This window comes from Streptomyces sp. NPDC014870 (assembly GCF_043081505.1).
Lineage (GTDB): Bacteria > Actinomycetota > Actinomycetes > Streptomycetales > Streptomycetaceae > Streptomyces.
This window is the reverse complement of record NZ_JBIBWQ010000013.1, coordinates 264,595-286,819: the sequence shown is the minus strand read 5'-3', so window position 1 is coordinate 286,819 and position 22,225 is coordinate 264,595. Positions and strand designations below refer to the sequence as shown.

General features: G+C 71.2%; 20 protein-coding genes. 5 read left to right on the top strand and 15 right to left on the bottom strand.

Annotated elements, in window-relative coordinates:
* Positions 1–43 precede the first annotated feature (43 nt).
* Entirely contained in the window at positions 44–997 is a 954-nt protein-coding gene (locus ACF09C_RS33220) for a LysR family transcriptional regulator (protein ID WP_392096885.1), read from the bottom strand.
* A gap of 62 nt (positions 998–1,059) precedes the next feature.
* Here ACF09C_RS33220 and ACF09C_RS33215 point away from each other — a divergent pair, with 62 nt between their 5' ends.
* From ACF09C_RS33215 to ACF09C_RS33205, 3 genes are all read left to right on the top strand, one after another.
* Complete coding sequence (locus ACF09C_RS33215; protein ID WP_392096884.1) at positions 1,060–2,346, top strand: MFS transporter; 1,287 nt, start codon at positions 1,060–1,062, stop codon at positions 2,344–2,346.
* Positions 2,347–2,507: 161 nt separating this feature from the next.
* On the top strand, positions 2,508–3,155 hold the full coding sequence (locus ACF09C_RS33210) for a L,D-transpeptidase family protein (protein WP_392096992.1): 648 nt from the start codon (positions 2,508–2,510) through the stop codon (positions 3,153–3,155).
* Between the two features lie 83 nt (positions 3,156–3,238).
* Positions 3,239–4,219, top strand: a complete 981-nt coding sequence (locus ACF09C_RS33205) for a sigma-70 family RNA polymerase sigma factor (RefSeq protein WP_392096882.1) — start codon at positions 3,239–3,241, stop codon at positions 4,217–4,219.
* Between the two features lie 9 nt (positions 4,220–4,228).
* Here ACF09C_RS33205 and ACF09C_RS33200 read toward each other — a convergent pair whose 3' ends face one another.
* The 12 genes from ACF09C_RS33200 to ACF09C_RS33145 form a co-directional block, all read right to left on the bottom strand.
* A complete protein-coding gene (locus tag ACF09C_RS33200; RefSeq protein WP_392096881.1) occupies positions 4,229–4,498 on the bottom strand; it encodes an STAS domain-containing protein in 270 nt (89 codons plus the stop codon).
* A 140-nt stretch (positions 4,499–4,638) separates the two neighbouring features.
* Positions 4,639–5,916 (bottom strand): thymidine phosphorylase, encoded by a 1,278-nt coding sequence (locus ACF09C_RS33195; RefSeq protein WP_392096879.1) that lies wholly within the window; start codon positions 5,914–5,916, stop codon positions 4,639–4,641.
* Between the two features lie 85 nt (positions 5,917–6,001).
* Complete coding sequence (locus ACF09C_RS33190) at positions 6,002–6,406, bottom strand: cytidine deaminase (protein ID WP_392096877.1); 405 nt, start codon at positions 6,404–6,406, stop codon at positions 6,002–6,004.
* The gene (locus tag ACF09C_RS33185) at positions 6,403–7,692 is read right to left on the bottom strand and encodes an ABC transporter permease (protein ID WP_392096876.1); all 1,290 of its coding nucleotides are present in this window, start codon (positions 7,690–7,692) and stop codon (positions 6,403–6,405) included. Before ACF09C_RS33185 ends, ACF09C_RS33190 begins: the two co-directional genes overlap by 4 nt.
* Positions 7,689–8,801, bottom strand: a complete 1,113-nt coding sequence (locus tag ACF09C_RS33180) for an ABC transporter permease (protein ID WP_392096874.1) — start codon at positions 8,799–8,801, stop codon at positions 7,689–7,691. The genes ACF09C_RS33185 and ACF09C_RS33180 overlap by 4 nt, the downstream gene beginning before the upstream one ends.
* Positions 8,798–10,390 (bottom strand): ABC transporter ATP-binding protein, encoded by a 1,593-nt coding sequence (locus ACF09C_RS33175; RefSeq protein ID WP_392096990.1) that lies wholly within the window; start codon positions 10,388–10,390, stop codon positions 8,798–8,800. The genes ACF09C_RS33180 and ACF09C_RS33175 overlap by 4 nt, the downstream gene beginning before the upstream one ends.
* A 196-nt stretch (positions 10,391–10,586) precedes the next feature.
* Positions 10,587–11,624, bottom strand: a complete 1,038-nt coding sequence (locus ACF09C_RS33170) for a BMP family protein (RefSeq protein WP_392096873.1) — start codon at positions 11,622–11,624, stop codon at positions 10,587–10,589.
* A gap of 292 nt (positions 11,625–11,916) precedes the next feature.
* Positions 11,917–13,137 (bottom strand): amidohydrolase, encoded by a 1,221-nt coding sequence (locus tag ACF09C_RS33165; RefSeq protein ID WP_392096871.1) that lies wholly within the window; start codon positions 13,135–13,137, stop codon positions 11,917–11,919.
* 116 nt (positions 13,138–13,253) lie between these two features.
* Entirely contained in the window at positions 13,254–14,660 is a 1,407-nt protein-coding gene (locus tag ACF09C_RS33160) for a hypothetical protein (protein ID WP_392096870.1), read from the bottom strand.
* A complete protein-coding gene (locus ACF09C_RS33155) occupies positions 14,657–15,550 on the bottom strand; it encodes an N-acetylneuraminate synthase family protein (protein WP_392096869.1) in 894 nt (297 codons plus the stop codon). The genes ACF09C_RS33160 and ACF09C_RS33155 overlap by 4 nt, the downstream gene beginning before the upstream one ends.
* 14 nt (positions 15,551–15,564) lie before the next feature.
* Complete coding sequence (locus ACF09C_RS33150; protein WP_392096867.1) at positions 15,565–16,743, bottom strand: cytidylyltransferase domain-containing protein; 1,179 nt, start codon at positions 16,741–16,743, stop codon at positions 15,565–15,567.
* Positions 16,743–18,050, bottom strand: coding sequence for a DUF6716 putative glycosyltransferase (locus tag ACF09C_RS33145; protein WP_392096988.1), 1,308 nt, complete (start codon positions 18,048–18,050; stop codon positions 16,743–16,745). The genes ACF09C_RS33150 and ACF09C_RS33145 overlap by 1 nt, the downstream gene beginning before the upstream one ends.
* Before the next feature lie 148 nt (positions 18,051–18,198).
* Between ACF09C_RS33145 and ACF09C_RS33140 the strand changes: the two genes are divergently transcribed.
* Both ACF09C_RS33140 and ACF09C_RS33135 read left to right on the top strand, forming a co-directional pair.
* Positions 18,199–19,197 carry a glycosyltransferase family 2 protein gene (locus ACF09C_RS33140; RefSeq protein WP_392096866.1) on the top strand — a complete coding sequence of 333 codons (999 nt, stop codon included), beginning with the start codon at positions 18,199–18,201 and terminating at the stop codon, positions 19,195–19,197.
* Entirely contained in the window at positions 19,194–20,513 is a 1,320-nt protein-coding gene (locus tag ACF09C_RS33135) for an alpha-2,8-polysialyltransferase family protein (RefSeq protein ID WP_392096864.1), read from the top strand. Before ACF09C_RS33140 ends, ACF09C_RS33135 begins: the two co-directional genes overlap by 4 nt.
* A 103-nt stretch (positions 20,514–20,616) precedes the next feature.
* Here ACF09C_RS33135 and ACF09C_RS33130 read toward each other — a convergent pair whose 3' ends face one another.
* Complete coding sequence (locus ACF09C_RS33130) at positions 20,617–21,441, bottom strand: MerR family transcriptional regulator (protein WP_392096863.1); 825 nt, start codon at positions 21,439–21,441, stop codon at positions 20,617–20,619.
* A 37-nt stretch (positions 21,442–21,478) separates the two neighbouring features.
* The gene (gene leuE / locus ACF09C_RS33125; RefSeq protein ID WP_392096861.1) at positions 21,479–22,135 is read right to left on the bottom strand and encodes a leucine efflux protein LeuE; all 657 of its coding nucleotides are present in this window, start codon (positions 22,133–22,135) and stop codon (positions 21,479–21,481) included.
* Between the last annotated feature and the right edge of the window lie 90 nt (positions 22,136–22,225).

Genomic DNA, 22,225 nt, shown 5'->3' with positions numbered 1-22,225 from the left:
GGGCGCGGCAGCTTCGCGCCGCGGGGCCGTTCGCGGTGGTGGGTCAGTCCGGGAGGAGGTGGCCTCGTTTGCTCAGGAGGAACTTCTTGAAGGCGGCCACCGGTGGGGTGTCCGGGTGGCCGTCCAGCCAGGCGACGCCGATCTCGCGGATCGCCCGGGGCGCCGTGACCGTGAGTTCGACGACGCCGGGGCGCGGGACCGCCGGGGGTGGCAGGAGGGCCACGCCGAGGCCCGCCGCGACCAGGCCGCGCAGCGTCTCCGCCTCCTCGCCCTCGAAGGCGACCCGGGGCGTGAAGCCCGCCTCGGCGCACAGGTCGTCCGTGATGCGGCGCAGCCCGTAGCCGGGCTCCAGGGTCACGAAGGTCTCGTCCGCCGCCTCCGCGAGGCGGACCCGCTTGCGGGAGGCGAGCCGGTGGTCGTCCGGGACGACCAGGCGCAGCCGCTGCTCGTCCAGGCGGCGGGCCACCAGGTCCGGGGCGTCCGGGACGGGGGACGTCAGGCACAGGTCAAGTTCGCCGGACCGGAGGCGTTCGATCATCGCCTCGCCGTAGTTCTGGACGAGCGTGAAACGGACCCTCGGGTGGTCCACGCGGAAGGCGCGCAGCAACGCCGGGACCGTCTCCGAGCCCATCGTGTGCAGGAAGCCGAACGCCACCCGGCCCGCCGCCGGGTCGGCGTCCGCCCGTACGGAGTCGGCCGCCCGCTCGACCTCGGCGAGCGCCCGCTCGGCCGAGCCGAGGAACGTCCGGCCCGCCGGGGTCAGCGAGACCGTGCGGCCCTTGCGGGCGAAGAGGGACACCCCCAGGTCCTGTTCCAGCCGGACCATCGCCCGCGAGAGGGTCGACTGGGGGACGCCCATCTCCGCCGCCGCGCGGGTCACGTGCTCGTGCCGGGCCACCGCCGCGAAGTACGCGAGCCGCGGCGCGAGCAGCAGCCCCATGTCTTCTTCGTAACTACTCGGTGACAGCCGAGCCTGTGACCTGTACTCATGCACCATAGGAACGATTACAGCAGTTCCATGCATTGGACGCATAAAAACAATCGTCCTACGTTCTAGGTATGCCTTCCGCCAGTACCGAGGCGGCCGCCACCAGCACGGCCGCCCTCGACACCCGTCTCGCCCCCGGAGCCTCCGGCTACCGCCGGATGAGCTTCGCGCTCTTCGCCGCGGGCCTCGCCGCCTTCGCGCTCCTCTACTCCACCCAGGCCCTCCTCCCCGCGATCTCCGCCGAGTTCGGCGCGAGCGCCTCCGCCGCCTCGTGGACGGTCTCCGCCGCGACCGGCGCCCTCGCCCTCCTCGTGCTCCCGATGAGCGCGCTGTCCGAGCGCTTCGGGCGCCGACGGATGATGACCGTCTCGCTCTCCGTCGCGGTCGCCGTCGGACTGCTCGTCCCCTTCGCCCCGAACCTGGATTGGCTGGTCGCCCTGCGCGCCGTCCAGGGCGCGGCCCTCGCGGGCCTGCCGGCCTCCGCGATGGCCTTCCTGGCCGAGGAGGTGCGGCCGAAGGCGCTGATCGCGGCGATCGGCCTGTTCGTCGCGGGCAACTCGATCGGCGGCATGAGCGGCCGTATCGTCACCGGCTGGGTGGCCCAGATGTGGGGCTGGCGCGCGGGGCTCCTCGCGGTCGGTCTGATGGCCGTGGTCTGCGTCGTCGCCTTCCGGGTCCTCATCCCCAAGGCCCGGCACTTCACGCCGGGTTCGCTCAACCCGAAGCTGCTCGCCGCGGCGGTCCGCACCCACCTCTCCGACCCGCTCCTCGTCCGGCTGTACGCGATCGGCGCGCTGTTCATGACGGTGTTCGGCGCGGTCTACACCGTGATCGGCTACCGGCTCGTCGAGGCGCCGTTCTCGCTCCCCCAGGGCGTGATCGGCTCGATCTTCCTCGTGTACCTCGTCGGTACGGTCTCCTCGGCCGCGGCCGGGAAGCTGGTCGGACGTCTCGGCCGGCGCGGGGCGCTCTACCTGGCGGTCGGCACGACCGCCGCCGGGCTGCTCCTCTCGCTCGCCGACAGCCTCACCGCCGTCCTGGCGGGCCTGGTCCTGATCACGGCCGGCTTCTTCGCCGGGCACGCGGTCGCCTCCTCCTCGGTGAGCCGGACCGCGAAGACCGGCCGGGCGCAGGCCTCGGCGCTCTACCAGTCCGCGTACTACGTCGGCAGCAGCGTCGGCGGCACGCTCGGCGCGATCGCCTTCCACGCCGGCGGCTGGGCGGGCACGGTGCTCCTGGGCCTGGTCGCGGTCCTCGGCGTCGTCTCGATCACCCTCTACGGCACGCACAGCGCCCGGGTCGAGGCCCGGACGCAGGAGGCACGGGCGCGCCGGCCGCGGCTCCGTACGGCGCACTGAGACACGTCCCGGAAGGCGCCCGGAAGACGGCCCGAAACCGGTGCCCCGTCCGTACAACCGGAACGCTCCCCCGCTCGTCCTAAGTCTTAGGACCCTAGGGGGAGTTGGTGATCATGAACGGAATACGGAAGCGCGCCGGGATCGTCCTCGGCATCACCTCGATGGTGGTGCCGCTGACGGTGGCCCTCGGCGCGGGGACGGCCCAGGCCGCGTCGTGCAACGTGACGACCGGGCCGTACCAGAAGCAGGTGGAGAAGTTCCTGGGCAGGACGGTGGACGGGAAGCAGTCGCTCGCCGACTGCAAGGCGATCCAGTCGTTCCAGCGCACCCACGGCATCACGCCGACCATGGGGTACGCCGGTCCGCTGACGTGGCGGACGATGGACACGATGATCCAGCAGAAGGCCGCCGGGAAGAACCCGAACAAGGCCGGCAAGTGTCCGACCAACAAGGGCCGGATCGCCTGCGTCGACCTGACGCGGCAGCTGACCTGGATCCAGGACGGCGCGAAGCTCAAGTACGGCCCGGTTGCGGTGCGTACGGGCAAGGACGGCACCGAGACCCGTACCGGCGCCAAGAAGATCTACTGGCGCAGCATCAACCACTGGTCGACGATCTACCACGTCTCCATGCCGTACTCGCAGTTCTTCGACGGCGGCCAGGCCTTCCACTCGACGACCAAGTCCATGTGGAACCCGCCGGGCTCGGGCGGCTGCGTCAACATGCGCCCGGCCGACGCGAAGGCGTACTGGAACCTGCTCAAGAACGGCGACGACGTGTTCGTCTACGGGCGGAAGCCGGGAACCTGACCCCTGTTGTCAGTGGGCTGCGGTAGCTTCCCCTCATCGGCACAGCACCGGTGCCGATGAGGGGCGACTGGGGTGGACCTGCGATGAGCGATCTGGTGACAACGGCCGAGGACCGGCACTCCGAGCTGGAGAAGTACCGCACGGAGCTGACCGGTTACTGCTACCGCATGCTCGGCTCGTCGTTCGAGGCCGAGGACGCCGTGCAGGACACGATGGTCCGCGCCTGGCGGTCGCTCGACTCCTTCGAGGGCCGCTCCAGCCTGCGTTCCTGGCTCTACCGCATCGCGACGAACGTGTGCCTGGACTCGCTGAACGCGGGGAACAAGCGGGCCAGGCCGATGGACCTGACGGCCGCGACGCCGGTCGCCCAGGCCCAGTTGAACGCCCGGCCGGAGGTCACCTGGCTGGAGCCGGTCCCGGACGGGCGGGTGCTGCCGTCGGTGGCCGACCCGGCGGAGACGGCCGTGTCCCGCGAGACCGTGCGGCTCGCGTTCGTCGCGGCCCTGCAGCACCTGCCGCCGAAGCAGCGGGCGGTGCTGATCCTGCGCGAGGTGCTCGCCTGGAAGGCGAGCGAGGTCGCCGAGCTGCTCGACACCACGGTCGCCTCGGTCAACAGCGCGCTCCAGCGGGCGCGCGCGACGATCGCGGAGAACGAACCGGCGGCCTCGGACGCGGCGGACCCGCTGGACGAGGAGCAGAAGCAGCTCCTGGAGCGCTATGTCGCGGCCTTCGAGGGCTACGACATGAAGGCGCTGACCGCGCTCCTGCACGAGGACGCGACGATGTCCATGCCGCCGTACGACCTGTGGCTGCGCGGCCACGACGACATCGTGGGCTGGATGCTCGGTGTCGGCGACGTCTGCCGGGGCTCGAAGCTGGTCCCGACCGTGGCGAACGGCTCCCCTGCGTTCGCGCACTACCACCCGGACCCCGAGGGCGGATACAGCCCGTGGGCGCTGATCGTCCTGGAGCTGCGGGACGGCAAGGTCGGCGGGATGGACTTCTTCCTGGACACCAAGCGCTGGTTCCCGCTCTTCGACCTGCCGGAGCGTCTGGAGGCGTAGCCGGCGGGCTCATACAAGGCCGGCGAGCCCGACGAGATCGAGCAGCCGCCGCAGCTCGCCGCCCGCGCCCTCGAACCGCAACTGGTGCCCGCGCCGCCGGGCGGCGAGCCGCAGCCGGGCGAGGGCGTCCACGGCCGCGAGATCGGCGTGCGCCAGCCCGCCGACATCACAGACCACGTCGGTGGGCGCCGCCTCTCCGAGCAGCGCGCAGAGCCGCGCCACCTCCTCGGGGGTGGCGCGGGCGGCGAGGGTCAGTACGAGCGGTCCAGTGGTGTCCACACCAGGGAGACCCGCGCCGCGCCCGGAACTCATCGGCGGGGCTCGGCGGCCGCTTCGGCATCTCGGCATCAAGGTCGTCCGTTGAACGACGAACGGGACCGGTGGAGATCCACCGGCCCCGTTCACGGGGAGGGCCGCCGTCAGGCGATGCGGTCCAGGACGATCGGGTTCGGGGTGAACGCCGTGCCCTCGGGGGCGATGTCCCAGGAGCCGGTCAGGGACTCCAGGGCGTAGTCGAACTTCTCCGGGGTGTCCGTGTGGAGGGTGAGGAGCGGCTGGCCCGCCGTGACCGGGTCGCCCGGCTTGGCGTGCAGCTCGACGCCCGCGCCCGCCTGGACCGGGTCCTCCTTGCGGGCGCGGCCCGCGCCGAGGCGCCAGGCGGCGATGCCGATGTCGTACGCGTCGAGGCGGGTCAGGACGCCCGAGGAGGCCGCCGTCACGACGTGCTGCTCGCGGGCGACGGGGAGGGTGGCGTCCGGGTCGCCGCCCTGGGCCGCGATCATCCGGCGCCAGACGTCCATCGCCGAGCCGTCCGCGAGGGCCTTCGCCGGGTCCGCGTCCTTGATACCGGCCGCGTCGAGCATCTCGCGCGCGAGCGCGATCGTCAGCTCGACCACGTCCGCCGGGCCGCCGCCCGCGAGGACCTCGACGGACTCGCGGACCTCCAGGGCGTTGCCGGCCGTGAGGCCCAGCGGGGTGGACATGTCGGTGAGCAGCGCGACCGTCTTCACACCGCTGTCGGTGCCGAGGCCCACCATCGTCGAGGCCAGCTCGCGGGCGTCCGCCAGGTTCTTCATGAAGGCGCCCGAGCCGACCTTCACGTCCAGGACCAGGGAGCCCGTGCCCTCGGCGATCTTCTTCGACATGATCGAGCTGGCGATCAGCGGGATCGCCTCGACCGTGCCCGTGACGTCACGCAGCGCGTAGAGCTTCTTGTCGGCCGGTGCCAGGCCGTCGCCGGCCGCACAGATCACCGCACCGGTGGTGTCCAGGACGTTCAGCATCTCCGCGTTGGACAGCAGCGCGCGCCAGCCCGGGATCGACTCCAGCTTGTCCAGCGTGCCGCCGGTGTGGCCGAGGCCCCGGCCCGACAGCTGCGGGACGGCGGCGCCGCAGGCGGCGACCAGCGGGGCGAGCGGCAGGGTGATCTTGTCGCCGACACCGCCGGTGGAGTGCTTGTCGGAGGTGGGGCGGGAGAGCGAGGAGAAGTCCATGCGCTCGCCGCTCGCGATCATCGCGGCGGTCCAGCGGGCGATCTCCGCGCGGTTCATCCCGTTGAGCAGGATGGCCATGGCCAGGGCGGACATCTGCTCGTCGGCGACCACACCGCGGGTGTAGGCGTCGATGACCCAGTCGATCTGCTCCGGGCTCAGCTCGCCCTTGTCCCGCTTGGTGCGGATGACGGAGATGACGTCCATGGTGGTGCCTCTTTCTACGCGCATAGAGGGGTGAGAGGAGAGAGCGGCCCTCCCCATGGTGCCGGAAGGGCCGCTCTCCTCGGTGTTACTTCCTGAGGTGACCGGGGCCGAAGGCCTGCGGAAGCATGTCCGCCAGCGTGAGGATTCCGTCCGGGGTCTCCAGGACGAGTTCCGGGCCGCCGAACTCGAACAGCAGCTGCCTGCACCGTCCGCACGGCACCAGGGGCGCGCCCTCGCCGTCCACGCAGACGAAGTGGGTCAGCCGGCCGCCGCCGGTGGCCTGGAGCTGCGAGACAAGCCCGCACTCCGCGCACAGCCCGAGGCCGTACGAGGCGTTCTCCACGTTGCAGCCGGAGACCGTGCGCCCGTCGTCCACCCGGGCGGCCGCGCCGACCGGGTAGCCCGAGTACGGGGCGTAGGCGCGGGACATGGCGTCCCTGGCCTCCACCCGCAGGGCCTCCCAGTCGGCTTCGCCGAGGGGCGAGGTCACTTGCCCTCGCCCTTGCGGTAGCGCATGCCGTCCGCCTTGGGCATCCGCAGACGCTGTGCGGAGAGCGACAGCACCAGCAGGGTCACCACGTACGGCGTGGCGCTGACGAACTCGACCGGGACGGTGTCGGTACCGAGGTACCAGATGAAGACACCGACGCCGATGACGATGGCGATCGAGGAGGTGATCCAGCGCTTCTTGTACGCCTTCCAGGCCGCGATCGCGACGAGGACCGCGAAGAGCAGCAGGAGCAGCGCGTGCACGGACTCGCCGCCGCTGCGCAGCTGGAGCGCGTCGGCGAAGCCGAACAGGCCCGCGCCCATCGCCAGGCCGCCCGGCCGCCAGTTGCCGAAGATCATCGCCGCGAGGCCGATGTAGCCGCGGCCACCGGTCTGGCCCTCGTTGTAGATGTGCGAGGTGACCAGCGACAGGAAGGCGCCGCCGAGACCGGCCATGCCGCCGGAGACGATCACGGCGATGTACTTGTACTTGTAGACGTTGACGCCGAGGGACTCGGCAGCGATCGGGTTCTCGCCGCAGGAGCGCAGGCGCAGACCGAACGAGGTCTTCCACAGCACGAAGAACGTACCGATCACCAGCAGGACGGCGATGATCGTGACCACCGAGACGTTGGTGACCAGGCCGCCGAGGATGCCGGCGATGTCCGAGATCAGGAACCAGTGGTGCTTCTCGATGTCGGCCAGCCAGTCGGACAGCCCCGGGATCGTGACCGAGGTGATCTCCTCGGCCGGCGGGGACTGCTTGGGGCTGCCGCCCTTCGCGGCCGCCTCGCCGGAGTTGAACCACAGCTTGGCGAAGTAGGTGGTGAAGCCCACCGCCAGGATGTTGATCGCGATACCGGAGATGATGTGGTCGACGCCGAAGGTGACCGTGGCGACCGCGTGCACCAGGCCGCCGACCATGCCGCCCAGGATGCCGGCGAGGATGCCGAGCCACGGGCTGGTCTGCCAGCCGGCCCAGGCACCGAAGAAGGTGCCGAGGATCATCATGCCTTCGAGGCCGATGTTGACCACGCCCGCGCGCTCGGCCCACAGACCGCCGAGACCGGCGAGGCCGATCGGCACGGCGAGCGAGAGCGCGGCGCCGATCTGGCCGGCCGAGGTGAGGTCCTGCGCGCCGGTGATGGCCCGGACGGCCGAGAGGGCGATGAGCCCGCCCGCGACGATCAGCAGGATCCAGGGCAGGGAGAGGCGGGTGCGGCCGCCCTTGCCACCGGCCGCCTTGGGCGCGGCGGGCGGCGGGGTGGAAGTCGCCGTGGCGCTCACGCCGACACCTCCGTCGAGTTGTTGGAACGGGCCTGGGCCGCGAGCTTCTCGCCGACCTGGCGCTGCTGGCGCTTGAGGCCGTAGCGGCGGACGAGTTCGTAGGCGATGACGACGCAGAGGACGATGACGCCCTGCATGACGCCGACGATCTCCCGGTCGTAGTCCTCGAACTCCAGCTGCTGGCCGCCGCGCTCCAGGAAGCCCCAGAGGATCGCGGCGAGCGCGATGCCGATCGGGTGGTTGCGGCCGAGCAGGGCGATGGCGATACCGGTGAAGCCGATGCCGACGGGGAAGTCGCCACCGAACTCGTAGCTGTCGTTGAGCAGCGTCGGCATACCGATCAGACCGGCCATGGCGCCGGAGATCAGCATGGAGGTGACGACCATCTTCTTGACGTTGACGCCGCTGGCCGCGGCCGCCGTGTCGGACTGGCCGACGGTGCGCAGGTCGAAGCCGAAGCGGGTGCGGGAGAGCGTGAACCAGTACGCGATGCCCGCGATGACCGCGACGACGACGAAGCCGTAGATCGGGGTCGGCGTGGTCGGGAAGTCGAAGAAGCGCGAGGACTCCGGCAGCGGGGTCGTCGCGACCTTCGTACCGGCGGCGTCCAGGTGGCCGAGCCGGCCGGGCTGGAGCAGGTAGCCGATGATCGCGGTCGCGATGAAGTTCAGCATGATCGTGGAGACGACCTCGCTGACACCCCGGGTGGTCTTCAGGACACCGGCGATGCCCGCCCACATGGCGCCGACGATCATCGCGGTGATGATGATCAGCGGGATCTGCACGATGCCCGGCAGGGTCAGCGCGCCGCCGACGGCGGCGGCGAAGAACGCCGCGAGACGGTACTGGCCGTCGACACCGATGTTGAACAGGTTCATGCGGAAGCCGATGGCCACCGCGATGCCCGCCAGGTAGTACGTCGTCGCCTTGTTGATGATGTAGACCTGGCTGTCCGACTTGATGCCGTAGTCGAACATGATCCCGAAGGCGCTGAACGGCTCCTTGCCGGTCGCCGCGAGCACCAGGGCGGTGATCAGGAAGGCGGCGACGATCGCGAGCAGCGGCGCCGCGATGCCCAGGAGCAACCGCTCCTTGTCGAACTTCTTCATCGGGCCTCGTCCTCCGGGCCGTCGGTGCCCTCAGGGCTCTCATCGTGCTCAAGGTGACCGGCGGCGGCGCCGGTCATGGCCGAGCCCAGCTCCTCCGGGGTGATGGTCGCCGGGTCGGCGTCCGCCACCAGACGCCCGCGGTACATCACGCGCAGGGTGTCGGAGAGGCCGATCAGCTCGTCCAGGTCGGCGGAGATCAGCAGGACCGCGAGGCCCTCCCGGCGCGCCGCCCGGATCTGGTCCCAGATCTGCGCCTGCGCGCCGACGTCCACGCCACGGGTGGGGTGGGCGGCGATCAGCAGCTTGGGGTTGTGGCTCATCTCGCGGCCGACGATCAGCTTCTGCTGGTTGCCGCCGGAGAGGGAGGCCGCGGTGACCTCGATGCCGGGGGTACGGACGTCGTACTCGCGGACGATCCGCTCGGTGTCCTTGCGGGCGGCCTTGAGGTCGAGGACGGCGCCCTTGGAGTTGGGCTTCTCGGTGACATGGCCGAGGATCCGGTTCTCCCAGAGGGGGGCCTCCAGGAGCAGACCGTGCCGGTGGCGGTCCTCGGGGATGCAGCCGATGCCGTCCTCGCGCCGCTTGCGTGTCGGGGCGGACGAGATGTCGGCGCCGTCGAGGGTCACGACACCCCGGTCGGCGTTGCGCATGCCCATGATCGTGTCGACGAGCTCGGACTGGCCGTTGCCCTCGACGCCGGCGATGCCGAGCACCTCACCCTTGTGGATGGTGAAGGTGATGCCGCCGAGGACCGCGCGGACCACGCCGTCGGGGTCGACGGCGCTGAGCGACAGGTCCTGGACCGTCAGCATCGGCACGTCCGTGACCGTGGACTCGCGGGTCTCCGGCGAGGGCAGCTCCGCGCCGACCATCAGCTCGGCGAGCTGCTTGGTCGTGGTGTGCTGCGGGTCGGCGGTGCCGACCGTGGTGCCGCGCCGGATGACGGTGATCTCGTCGGCGACCGACAGGACCTCGCCCAGCTTGTGCGAGATGAAGATGACCGTCAGGCCCTCCGCCTTGAGCTCGCGCAGGTTGTCGAAGAGCGCGTCGACCTCCTGCGGGACGAGTACGGCGGTCGGCTCGTCGAGGATCAGGGTGCGGGCGCCGCGGTAGAGGACCTTGAGGATCTCCACGCGCTGGCGGTCGGCCACACCGAGGTCCTCGACGAGCACGTCGGGACGGACGCCGAGGCCGTACGCGCCGGAGATCTCCTTGATCTTGGCGCGGGCCTTGTCGCCGATGCCGTAGAGCTTCTCGGAGCCGAGGACCACGTTCTCGAGGACCGTGAGGTTGTCCGCGAGCATGAAGTGCTGGTGCACCATGCCGACGCCGCGGGCGATGGCGTCACCGGGGCTGTGGAACGTCACCTGCTCGCCGTCGACCGTGATGGTGCCCTCGTCCGGCTTCTGCATGCCGTACAGGATCTTCATCAGGGTCGACTTGCCCGCGCCGTTCTCGCCCACGAGGGCGTGCACGGTGCCGCGGCGCACGGTGATGTCGATGTCGTGGTTGGCCACGACTCCGGGGAAACGCTTGGTGATGCCGCGGAGTTCTACGGCGTTGGGACTGCTGGAGCTGGAGGCTTTGATGACGCACTCTCCTAGGCAGGGAGCGTGAGGAGGGGATGAGGCGGTGCGCAGGCGCTGTCGGTGGCGAAAAATACCCTGTACGGCGGACGCTACGCGCGTAGCTTTTGGAAAATCGTTCAACTGCCCGCGGGCAGACGTGTGAAGGGGGCCCGGAGTGTCGGCCGAAGCCGTTCTCCGGGCCCCTTTCCGACGGTTGTCAGAGGGTCGTGTCGACCTTGATCTGGCCGTCGATGATCTTCTTCTTGGCCTCGTCCAGCTGGGCCTGGATGTCGGCGAGGTGGCCACCGGTGGTGGTCAGCGAGACACCGTTCTCGGCGAGCGAGTAGACGTGCGTGCCGGTCGCCGGCTTGCCGTCCTGGACGGACTTGATGAGCTCGAAGACGCCCGTGTCGACGTTCTTGACCATCGAGGTCATGATCGAGCCGGCGTACTTCGACAGGGCCGGGTCCTTGGCCTGGTCCGAGTCGACACCGATCGCCCAGGTGCCCGGCTTGGCGGCGACGGCCTCGATGGCACCGGCACCCGAGCCGCCCGCGGCGGCGTAGATGACGTCGATGCCCTTGTCGAGCATGCCCTTGGCAGCGGCCTTGCCCTTGTCCGGGGCGCCGAAGCCGGAGAAGTCCGTACCGGTGGACAGGTACTGGATGGTGACCGAGGCGTCCGGCTTGGTGTCCTTGACACCCTGCTGGAAGCCGGCGGCGAACTTCTTGATCAGCGGGGTGTCGACACCACCGATGAAGCCGATCTTGCCGTCCTTGGACTTCAGCGCGGCGGCGACACCGGCGAGGTAGGAGCCCTGCTCCTCGGTGAAGACGATCGAGTCGACGTTCTTCGCCTCGGAGACCGAGTCGACCAGGCCGAAGGTGGTCTTCGGGAACTTCGCGGCCACCTTGTCGATGGCGTCCTTGTAGGCGAAGCCGACACCGATGACCGGGTTGAAGCCGCCCTCGGCGAGGGAGGTGAGGCGCTGCTCGCGGTCGGCCGGGGTCTCACCGGTCTTGGCGGTGAGCTCCTTGGTCTCGACACCGAGGTCGGCCTTGGCCTTGTCGAGACCGCGGGCGGCGGAGTCGTTGAAGGAGTTGTCACCACGGCCGCCGACGTCGTACGCCATGCCGACCTTGATGGTGCCCGAGTCCGAACCAGACTCGGTGGACGACTCACCGCACGCGGTGGCGGTGAGAGCGAGGGCCGCGGTCACTGCGGACGCGGAAACGATCTTGGATACCCGGCGCAAGAGGAGGGTCCCTTCGAGACTGACCGAAAGCGCCTCTTCCGGCGCTGGTTTCGCGTGGATCGTAACGCGCGTAGATGTCAGTTAAAGACCCGTTCATGAGTCGTTATCGGATCGTCGCGAACCGGCCAGGGAGACCGTTGACAAGGGCCACCTGGGGCTACCACCTCGGCACCGCCGGTTATACACGCCCTGGACGGCGTCCAGTCTCGGACCGGGCCCCGACACGCGGGCCGTTGGGCCGGACGGATGAACGCAGTTTCGGCCGTCCGGGCCCACGTCGTCGGTTCGTACGTCAGCGCTTCGGCGCCGCGTCGATCAGGGCGGCGGCGGTGAACAGCTCGACGCCGACCGCGATCGACTCCTCGTCCACGTCGAAGTCGCCCGCGTGCAGATCCCGGCGTGTCGTGTCGCCGGGGGCGCGGACGCCGAGACGGGCCATGGCGCCCGGGACGTGCTCCAGGTACCAGGAGAAGTCCTCGCCGCCGAGGCTCTGCTCGGTGTCCTCGATCGCGTACACACCGCGCCGGGCGGTCATGGCGTCGCGGAGCAGCTCCGTGATGACCGGGTCGTTGACGACCGGGGGGACACCGCGCACGTAGTTGATGGTCGACTTGGCCCGGTGGAGCGTGGCGATCTCGTCGATCGCGGCGTGCACCAGGTCCGGGGCCTCGCGCCAGCCGGGCAGGTCCAGGCAGCGGACGGTGCCGGAGAGCTCGGCGTGCTGCGGGATCACGTTGCAGGCGTGGCCGGCCTCGATCCGGCCCCAGGTGACCGCGAGGCCGGAGCGGGCGTCGACGCGGCGGGCGAGCAGCGCGGGGACGTCGGTGGCGATCCGGGCGGCGGCCGTGACCAGGTCCGTGGTGAGGTGCGGGCGGGCCGTGTGGCCGCCGGGGCCGTCGAGGGTGACCTCCAGCCGGTCGCAGGCGGAGGTGATGGGGCCGGGGCGCAGCCCGATCCGGCCCGCGTCCACCTTCGGGTCGCAGTGCACGGCGATGATCCGGCCGACCCCGTCCAGGACCCCGGACTCGATGGCGTCGGCGGCGCCGCCGGGCAGCACCTCCTCGGCGGGCTGGAAGATCAGCCGGACGGCGTTGGGGAGCAGCCCCTGGCGGTCGAGCTCGGCGAGGACAAGGCCCGCGCCGAGGACCGTGGTGGTGTGGACGTCGTGTCCACATGCATGGGCCCGGTTGGGCACGGTGGAGCGGTACGCGACGGTCTTGACGTCCGGAATGGGCAGCGCGTCGATGTCGGCACGGATCGCCAGCATGGGCCGGGCCCTGTCCCAGGTGCCGATGTCACAGACCAGTCCCGTGCCCGTGGCGAGGACCCTCGGCGCGAGTCCGGCGGCCTCCAGGCGCGCCTTGAGCGCCGCGGTCGTACGGAACTCCTGGTTGCCCAGCTCGGGGTGCATGTGCAAGTCGCGGCGGAAGGCGATCAGTTCGCCGCGCAGCGAGGGGGACAGCGTTCCGGGCAGGACGACGGAGCCGGGCTCACGGGACTTCAACTGGTTCACCTTTTGAAGGGTAGGCCCCTTCAGAGATCAACTGCCCGTTGATCACGAAAAGTTCAGCCCGATAGGGGAAAGAATCTCGGTTCGGCAGGCTTGACTGCCATCCCTTCTGGGTAAGCTCACCCGAATTCGAGCCGTTGTGAGGGCTGGGTCGCCTGGGTCGCCTGGGCGGTGAGCCGGTCCACCTCGTGCGCGGCCGTGCCGGTGACCCCGGCGAGGAAGCCCTGGGCCCGCGGGGAGGCGTTCTCCTTGAGCCACTCGGGCGCGATCTCGCAGACGGCGACCTTGACGCCGGTGCCGACCAGGGCGAGCGGCAGGGTGTGCACGACCGTCGAGGGAAAACTCACGACGGACCGGCCGATCGGGCCCCGCCGGGCGATCAGCTCCAGCGGAAGGTCGGGCCGGACGATCTCCAGACCGGTCTCCACCGCGATCCGGTGCAGCTTCTCGGCGGATTCCCTGCGGTGCGCGAAGTAGCGGGTCGCGCCGTGGGTGCGGGCCAGCTCGGCGACGGCGAGGGCGTACTGGTCGGCGTCGACCACGCCCGTCTCGACCAGCGAGGTGCCGACCAGGTCCGCGCCCTTGGTGATGCGGGGCGGGCCGAAGCGGGACCGGGTCCAGGCGAAGGTGTTCCTGGTGACGGTCGTGCCGGGCGGCGGCTCGACCGGGAGCGAGGTGAAGATCTCGACGGTACGGCGCCCGTTGGGGGCCAGCTTGCGGCGGGCGGCCGCGGTGACCGGGGCGAGGACGAGTTCGCGCGGCCCCCGGCTGCTGCCGCGCCGGTGCCAGCGCACGAGACGCTCGCCACGGGCCAGTTGGGCGGCGTACTCCATGGTGGCGGTGCCGTCGTCGACGACGGTGAGGTGCTTGGGCGCGAAGAGCGTGAGGAGCAGCTGGACGTAGCGGGAGAACGGGTCCCCGACGATGATCCGCTCCGCGGACCGCAGCAGGGGCGCCAGCTCCCGCAGGGTCTGCACGAGCGAGCCGCGTCCGCCGCGGGCCTCCTGCCAGCGGACGGTGAACCCGTCGTCGCGCGCCAGCTGCGCCATCCGGCGCAGCTGGCCGCGCGACATCGGGTCGGTCGGCGAGAGCACGACGAGCGTGAAGTCGACCGGGGCGGGCACGACGGACGCGGAAGCCGCGCCATCGGCGTCGGGCCCGTGAGGGCCCTCGGGGCCGTGGAGGCTGGCGGGGCCGTGGAGGCTGGCGGGAGTGGGGCCCTGCGCGGCGGCGGCCGGATCACCGGCGACCGGCGCGGCGGCGGACGGCGTGGCGGAGCCCGAGGGCTCCCCGCCGTCGCCCGGGTGCGCGGCCTGCTCGGCGGCGCGGGCGGTGCGCGCGCCGCCGGCGGGCACGGCGGGGCCCGTGGCCGGGTGGCCGCCGGCGGGCGGCTCGGCCGCGTGTATCGCGGCCCCCCGGCCGTCGGGGGCGGTCGTGCCCCCGACGGTCGGGGACTGGGCGTGCGCCCACTCCAGGACGTTCAGGAGCTGGACAGGGCTCTCGACGAACGCCAGCCGGCCGGTCATGCGGCGACAGACCCCTGGACCCGGCGGAGCTTCTTCATCGGGCCGAGCTCCGACTCGTAGACCTTCTTGACGCCGTCACCGAGCGCGGTCTCGATCGTGCGGATGTCGCGGACCAGGCGCTGCAGGCCCTGCGGCTCGACGGACGCGGCCTGGTCGGAGCCCCACATGGCGCGGTCGAGGGTGATGTGACGCTCGACGAACGTGGCGCCGAGGGCGACGGCGGCCAGCGTGGTCTGCAGGCCCGTCTCGTGGCCGGAGTAGCCGATCGGGACGTTCGGGTACTCCTCCTTCAGCGTGTCGATCACGCGGAGGTTGAGCTCCTCGGCCTTCGCCGGGTAGGTGGACGTGGCGTGGCAGAGCAGGATGTTGTCCGAGCCGAGGACCTCGACCGCGTGGCGGATCTGCTTCGGCGTCGACATGCCCGTGGAGAGGATGACCGTACGGCCGGTCTCGCGCAGGGCGCGCAGCAGCTCGTCGTCCGTCAGGGAGGCGGAGGCGACCTTGTGGGCCGGGACGTCGAACTTCTCCAGGAAGGCGACGGCCTCGGTGTCCCACGGGGAGGCGAACCAGTCGATGCCGCGCTTCTGGCAGTGCTCGTCGATGGCGCGGTACTCGTCCTCGCCGAACTCCACGCGGTGGCGGTAGTCGATGTAGGTCATCCGGCCCCACGGGGTGTCCCGCTCGATGTCCCACTGGTCGCGCGGGGTGCAGATCTCCGGGGTGCGCTTCTGGAACTTCACGGCGTCGCAGCCGGCCTCGGCGGCCACGTCGATGAGCGCGAGCGCGTTCTCCAGGTCACCGTTGTGGTTGATGCCGATCTCACCGGTCACGTAGACGGGGTGGCCGGGGCCCGCGGTCTTGCTGCCGAAGGTACGGAGGCGAGAGGTCATGGTTCTGGTGTTCCTTAGCGGTTGGGGGAGAGGAGCTCGGGTCCGAGAAGCCAGGCCGCGATCTCGCGAACGGCTCCGGAGCCACCGGGGGTGAGGGTCACCGCACGGGCGGCGGCCCGTACGGAGTCGTGCGCGCTCGCCACCGCGACGGGCCAGCCGACGAGGTGGAAGCACGGGAGGTCGTTGACGTCGTTGCCGGCGTAGAGGACGCGCTGCGGGTCGATGCCCTGTTCCTCGCACCACTGCTTGAGGGCGAGGTCCTTGCGGTCGATGCCGTGCAGGACGGGGATCCTGAGCTTGCGGGCGCGGGCGGCGACGACCGCGTTCTGCTCGGTGGAGAGGATCAGGACCGGCATGCCGGCCCGGCGCAGGGCCGCGATGCCGAGGCCGTCGCCGCGGTGCGCGGAGACGAACTCGTGGCCCTCGGAGTCGAGGTGGACGCGGTCGTCGGTCTGCGTGCCGTCGAAGTCGAGGACCACGGCGTCGATGTCCTCGAAGCCGGGGACGACCGGCGTGTCGAGCAGCGGCGCGAGGGCGCGGGCGCGGGCCAGGTCGTGCGGGTCGTCGATCTCCAGGACCCGCAGGGGGTCGGTGACGACGAGCTCGGTGCGGCCGAAGAAGCGGTGGTTGTGGGTACGGAAGCCCTCGGCGGCCATCGCGTAGACGGCGCCGGTCTCCAGGTACTCGGGCTCGCGGTCCTGCCGGCGGGGGCGGAAGGACTTGTCGTGGTTGACGCCCGTGGTGCCCTGGGGGGTCTCCCGCCACAGGAAGCCGTGGCTGGGGGCGGCCGTGAAGGCCGTGTCGGCGCCCTCGGTGATCTTCTCGACGGTGCCGTTGACCTCCTCCGCGGTGATGAAGGGGCTCGTGCACTGGACGAGGAGGACCACGTCCACGCGGCGGCCGCTGGTCGCCTCGAAGGCGTCCATGGCGTGCAGCACGGCCGACTCGCTGGTCGCGGTGTCGCCAGCGATCGCGGCGGGGCGGTGGACCGCCTCAGCGCCGGCCGCGCGGGCGGCGGAGGCGATCGCCGCGTCGTCGGTGGAGACGACGACATCGGTGACCAGGCGGGCGTCCAGACAGGCCCGGACGGCGCGGGAGACGAGCGGGACGCCGGCGACCGGGGTGAGGTTCTTGGCGGGGACGCCCTTGGAACCGCCCCGCGCCGGGATGACGGCAAGCACGGTCGTGGTCATCAGAGTTCTCCAAGACGGCGGATGACGGGCGCCACGCGCTGGACGCCGTGGCGGTACGCGCCGCGCGCGGCCTCCCGGACGATCCGGCGCAGCCCGCTGTCGCGGGTCGGCGTCGCGGTGACGTCCAGGCGGTGGCGGGCGAGGATCCCGGGCAGGTAGCCGGGGGCCGTCTCCGCTGTGTAGTAGGGGTCGATCGGGGGCAGCGGCGGGCCGGCGAGCAGCTCGGCGACCCGCTCACGGGCGGTGTCGAAGGCCTTCTCGTACGAGCCTTCGGCGGCCACACCCTGGCGGGAGAGCCACTCCTCGTCGGCCTTCGGGCGGATGTCCTCGTCGAGCCGGTCGAAGGAGGTCAGCAGCCCCGAGCCGATGAAGTGGTGGTTGCCGAGGACCTCGCGCACGCCCATGTCGGTGAGGATCGCCGTGGGGATCCGCCGGTGCAGCGCTTCGAGCGCGGCGGTCGAGGAGACCGTGACCAGCAGGTCGGTGCGGTCCAGGACCTCGCCCATGTGCCCGTACACCAGGCGGAAGTTGGGCGGGACGTCCAGGTCGCGCACCAGCTTCTGGTACGGCAGTTCCTCCAGGTGCGTGGTGTGCTCGCCCGGCTTGGAGCGGAGCTTGAGCAGCACCTCGCGGCCCGGGTTCTTCCGGGCGTGCTCCACGAGCCTGCGGAGCAGGTACGCGCGGTCGGCGCGGGTGACCGGCACGGACGGCTGGGCGGCGAAGACGAGGGTGTCCCGGCCGGCCTCGGGGGCGTAGGGAGCCCCGCCGAGGAACGGCAGCGCGGCCTCCGTCACCGAGGAGGCGTCGGCGCCCACTCCTTCGTACACGGCACGGAAACGCTCCGCGTCGTGGCGGGAGTTGGCGAGGACGACGTCGGCGCCGTGGCGCAGCAGCAGGCCGTCGGCGAGCTTCTCGTAGACGACTCCGACATAGCCGGTGACGAGCACCGGGCGGCGTTCCAGGCCCAGGTCGGCGATCCCCTGGAGGACCGCGCGGACCGTGCCGCCGACGAGGGCGAGAACGACGACGTCGTACGCCCCGTCCCGTACCTCACGAAGGAACTCCGCGCCCGTCACCTCGCGCGGGGGTGTGTCGGACACCCCGGTCTCGGCGAGCTGGCGCGCGGTGGGGGTGGCCCGGCCGCGCAGGACGAATCCGGTGGGCTCGGAAGCGGTTATACGACGCGCGGTGAGCGCGCCCCATTTCCACCGGGTGTCGGAGTCGGCGAGTACGGCAATGCGTACTCGTTCAGGGGTACTTGCTGGCACGTCGAGGACGCTAGATAGGCATTTCGTTCGGTGGCCCAACTGAGCCACAACAAACGGTGAACAGAGCCTTCCCGCACGTTGAAAACGGACAGGATCGGGGGCGGTTAAGGCTCCCGCCTCTTCGTGTTCACCGAACATCCCTCTGTCGGCCAGAACGAAGGCCGGACCGGCGCCTAGCGTCGGCCGGGTGGTCAAGCTCTCCGTCGTCGTGCCGTTCTACAACGTGCAGACATACGCCCCCGACACCCTGACAAGCCTGCGCGCGAACGCCCGCGAGGACTTCGAATTCCTGCTGGTCGACGACTGCTCGACGGACGGGACGCCGGAGATCCTCGACAGGGCGGCACGCGAGATCCCGGGGGCCGTCCTGCTCCGGCACGAGGAGAACCAGGGTCTCGCCACCGCGCGCAACACCGGCCTCGACGCGGCCAGGGGCGAGTACCTCGCCTTCCTCGACGGCGACGACTGGCTGGCCCCGGGCCACCTGGCCCGCCTGGTGGCGGCGATGGACGGGCTCGGCTGCGACTTCCTCCGTACCGACCACGTGGTGAACACGGGCCGGGCGCGGTCGGTGAAGCGCGCCCCCATCGGGCTGCGGAACGAGGTGCTGCGCCCCCGCGACGCGATCCTGCCGGCCCACCGGACGACCTCCGTCGACTACCCGTACGCGTGGGCGGGGATGTACCACCGGCGGCTGCTCGACCGCGGGCTGCTCCACTTCACCCCCGGTCTGCGGACCGCGGAGGACCGGCCGTGGATCTGGAAGCTGCACCGGGAGGCGGACTCCTTCGCGGCGGTGAGCACGCTCGGGATCTTCTACCGCCGGGGCGTCTCCACTTCTCTCACGCAGATCGGCGATATTCGCCAGCTCGATTTCATCCGGGCCTTCGATCAGGTGATCGAGGAAACGGCGAACGACGTGGACGCGGACCGGCTTCTCCCGAAAGCCGTCCGCACCTATTGCGCACTCATTTCGCACCACGTCTCCTCCATTGAACGATTCGAACCGGCGGTGGCGAAGAAATTGCGCTCGATGAGTGCGGCGGCGTTGAAGCGCATGCCTCAGGACGTGCTCGGCGAGGCGCTGGCCTCGATGGACGAGGAGCGGGCGGGCGTGCTGCGCAAACTGCGCAGGCGCCGTGCGGGCTCCCTCGCCCGGACCACGGGCTCGGGGGTCGCCGCGTGAGGACGACGCAGATCTTCTACGCCTCCACTCTGTACGGCGCGGCCACGTTGGCCGCCGCCCTGGACAGCGGCTGCTTCGGACCGGCCGACCGGCGGCTGCTGCTCGTCGGCAACAACGCGGCCGTCCCGGAGACCACGCCGGCCCTCGACGAGATGCCCGGCTTCGAGAAGCTGCGCGGGCGCTTCGACTCGGTGCTGTCCTGGAACGAGGCGATCGAACCGCTGCACCCGGCGGGCTGGTCGCCGCGGAACGACGACGTACCGCTGCTCGAACGCCACCTGCGGAAGATCTGGGACCTCGGCGACGACCGGATCGAGATCGCCCTGGAGTCCGTGCAGGTGGCGCCCGCGCTGACGATCGCGCGGCTGTTCCCCGAGGCGTCCCTCGACGTGTACGCCGACGGCCTGATGAGCTACGGCCCCACCCGCAACAAGATCGACCCGCTGGTCGGCGAGCGGGTCCGGCGGCTGCTCCACCTCGATCTGGTGCCGGGCCTCGCGCCGCTGCTCCTCGGCGAGTTCGGCCCCGAGGCCGAAGTGGTACCCGCGGAGGCGTTCACCAAGGTGATCGCGGAGCTCGCGGGCCCGTCCGCCCCGGCGGGCGACGAGGACGGCCCGGCGCTGCTGCTCGGCCAGTACCTGGCGGCGCTGTCGCTGCTCACCCCGGCCGAGGAGGAGGAGTTGCACGTACGGATGGTCAAGGGCGCGGTCGCCCGCGGTCACCGGCGGCTCGTCTTCAAGCCGCACCCCACGGCGCCGGACGCCTGGACGCGGCGGCTCGCCCAGGAGGCGGAGGCGCTCGGCGCCGAACTGACCGTCCTGGACCGGCCGGTGCTCGCCGAGGTCGTGTACCGGGAGAAGCGCCCCGCCCTGGTGGTGGGCTGCTTCTCGACGGCGCTGATGACGGCGCGCGTCTTCTACGGGATCCCGGTGGCCCGGGTCGGCACCGGGATGCTCCTGGAGCGGCTGACCCCGTACCAGAACAGCAACCGCGTCCCGGCGACCCTCGTCGACGCGCTCGTCGAGGACCTGGAGGCGGACGCCGAGCAGACCCCGGCGCCCGCGCCGGACGCGGAGGCCCTGGCGGGTCTGGTCGCGGCGGTCGGCTTCGCGATGCAGCCGAAGATCCGCCCCGACCTGCGGGATTCGGCGGTCGCCCATCTCTCGGGCCCGCTCGCGGAGCGGACCCGGCACTACTTCACGCGCCGCCGCCTCACCGTCCTTGGCCTCCCGGGCGGCATCCCGGTCCCCCGCCACCCGCGGGTCCGCCGGCTGGCCCGTCGCGCCCTGAAGCTGAAGCGGGCGCTCGCGAGGTAGGGCCGGCAGGGCCCACGGACACGGCGCGAGGCCCGCCCGGACACCTCCGGGCGGGCCTTGTCACGCACGGCGTCCGAGGGCGCCCGCCCAGCGTCCGCCGGCGCTACGCGCGCGTGACCGGCTCCTGGAGTTCGGTCACCCACTGCGCGGGGTCCTCCGCGTACTCCAGGTACAGCTCGCGGGAGTAGCCCAGCGAGCGGTAGCCGTTCGCGTCGATCCAGGTGGCCAGGGTCTGGACGGTCGGGAGGATGTCCTCCATCGAGCCGCGGTGCACGACCGTCGCCGCCTCGTCCAGGCCGGGCAGGTCGACGACGTCGACGCCGGCCACCGCCTCCGTGCCCGCCGGGAGCGTCATGCCCGCGTGGACGAGGATCGAGCCGTCGCCCCGGCCGCTGTCCTCGTAGTACGCGATCCCCGGGCCGAACCCGGTGACGCCCGCGGCCTCCAGGCGCGCGCACAGCTCCCCGTACAGCGGCTGGATGACCGGGCCGATCTCGCCGGGGCCGAACCCTGCGGCCACCCCGCTCAGCTCGGCCAGCCGCACCGGCGGAATCCTCTTGATCACGACGTCCTGCGTGGGCATGTGCCCCTCGCTCTCGATGGCTCGGAGCCGCGCGCCGACCTGGGCGAGGCGTCCCGCCGCCTCCGCGAGGGCCGTCTCCAGCTCGGCCTGGCGCAGGCGCAGCATGCCGCGCAGCTCCTCCGCGCCGACCTGCTCGTCGAGGATCGTCCCCACCTGTTCGAGGGTGAAGCCGAGCTCCTTGAGCGCGATGACACGGTTGAGCCGGGCGAGCTGGTCCGCCTCGTAGTGGCGGTAGCCGCTGTGCGGGTCGACATGGGCCGGGCGCAGCAGTCCGATGGCGTCGTAGTGGCGCAGCATCCGGACCGACACCCGCCCGTGCCGGGCGAAGTCTCCGATGGTGAACATGACGACTCCTACGACACGGCCTCACACGGTGTCAGGGTCAAGCGGCGCTGCTGAGGGAGAGCTTCGCGGCGAAGCCGAGGAAGAGGGCGCCCGCGGCGGTGGTCGCGCCGGCCGAGAGCCGCCTGCGGCGGCGGAACGCGGCGGCGAGCCGGGTGCCGCCGAATATGAGCATGGTGAGGTAGAGGAAGCTGCTGATCTGGAGCAGCGTGCCGAGGACGAGGAAGGACAGCGCCGGGTAGGCGTACCCGGGGTCCACGAACTGCACGAAGAACGAGATCAGGAAGAGGATCGCCTTCGGGTTGAAGAGGCTGATGATCAGCGCCCGGCGGTACGGGTTCTCCCCCGCGTCGGCCGCGACCCCCGCGCCCTCCTCGTCGGCGGCGTCGTGCCGGGTGCGCCACATCGACCGGGCCGAGCGCATCATCCCGTACGCCATCCACGCCAGATAGCCCGCGCCCGCGTACTTCACGATCATGAAGAGCAGCGGTGTGGTCTGGAGCAGCGAGGCGGCGCCGAGCGCTGCCAGCGTCATGAGGACCGCGTCGCCGGTGAAGACGCCGGCGGCGGCCTTGTACCCGGTCCGGGTGCCCTTGCGGGCGGCGACGGACAGCACGTAGAGCGAGTTCGGCCCCGGCAGCAGGATGATGAGGACGAGGCCCACGAGATAGGTCGGAAGATCGGTGACACCCAGCATGTACGGGAGTCTCGCACGGGGGTACGACAGAGCGCTCCCCCGTTTCGCATCGCGGAAGATCGTCCGGAAGTCCGGGGTCGGTCGGGGTCA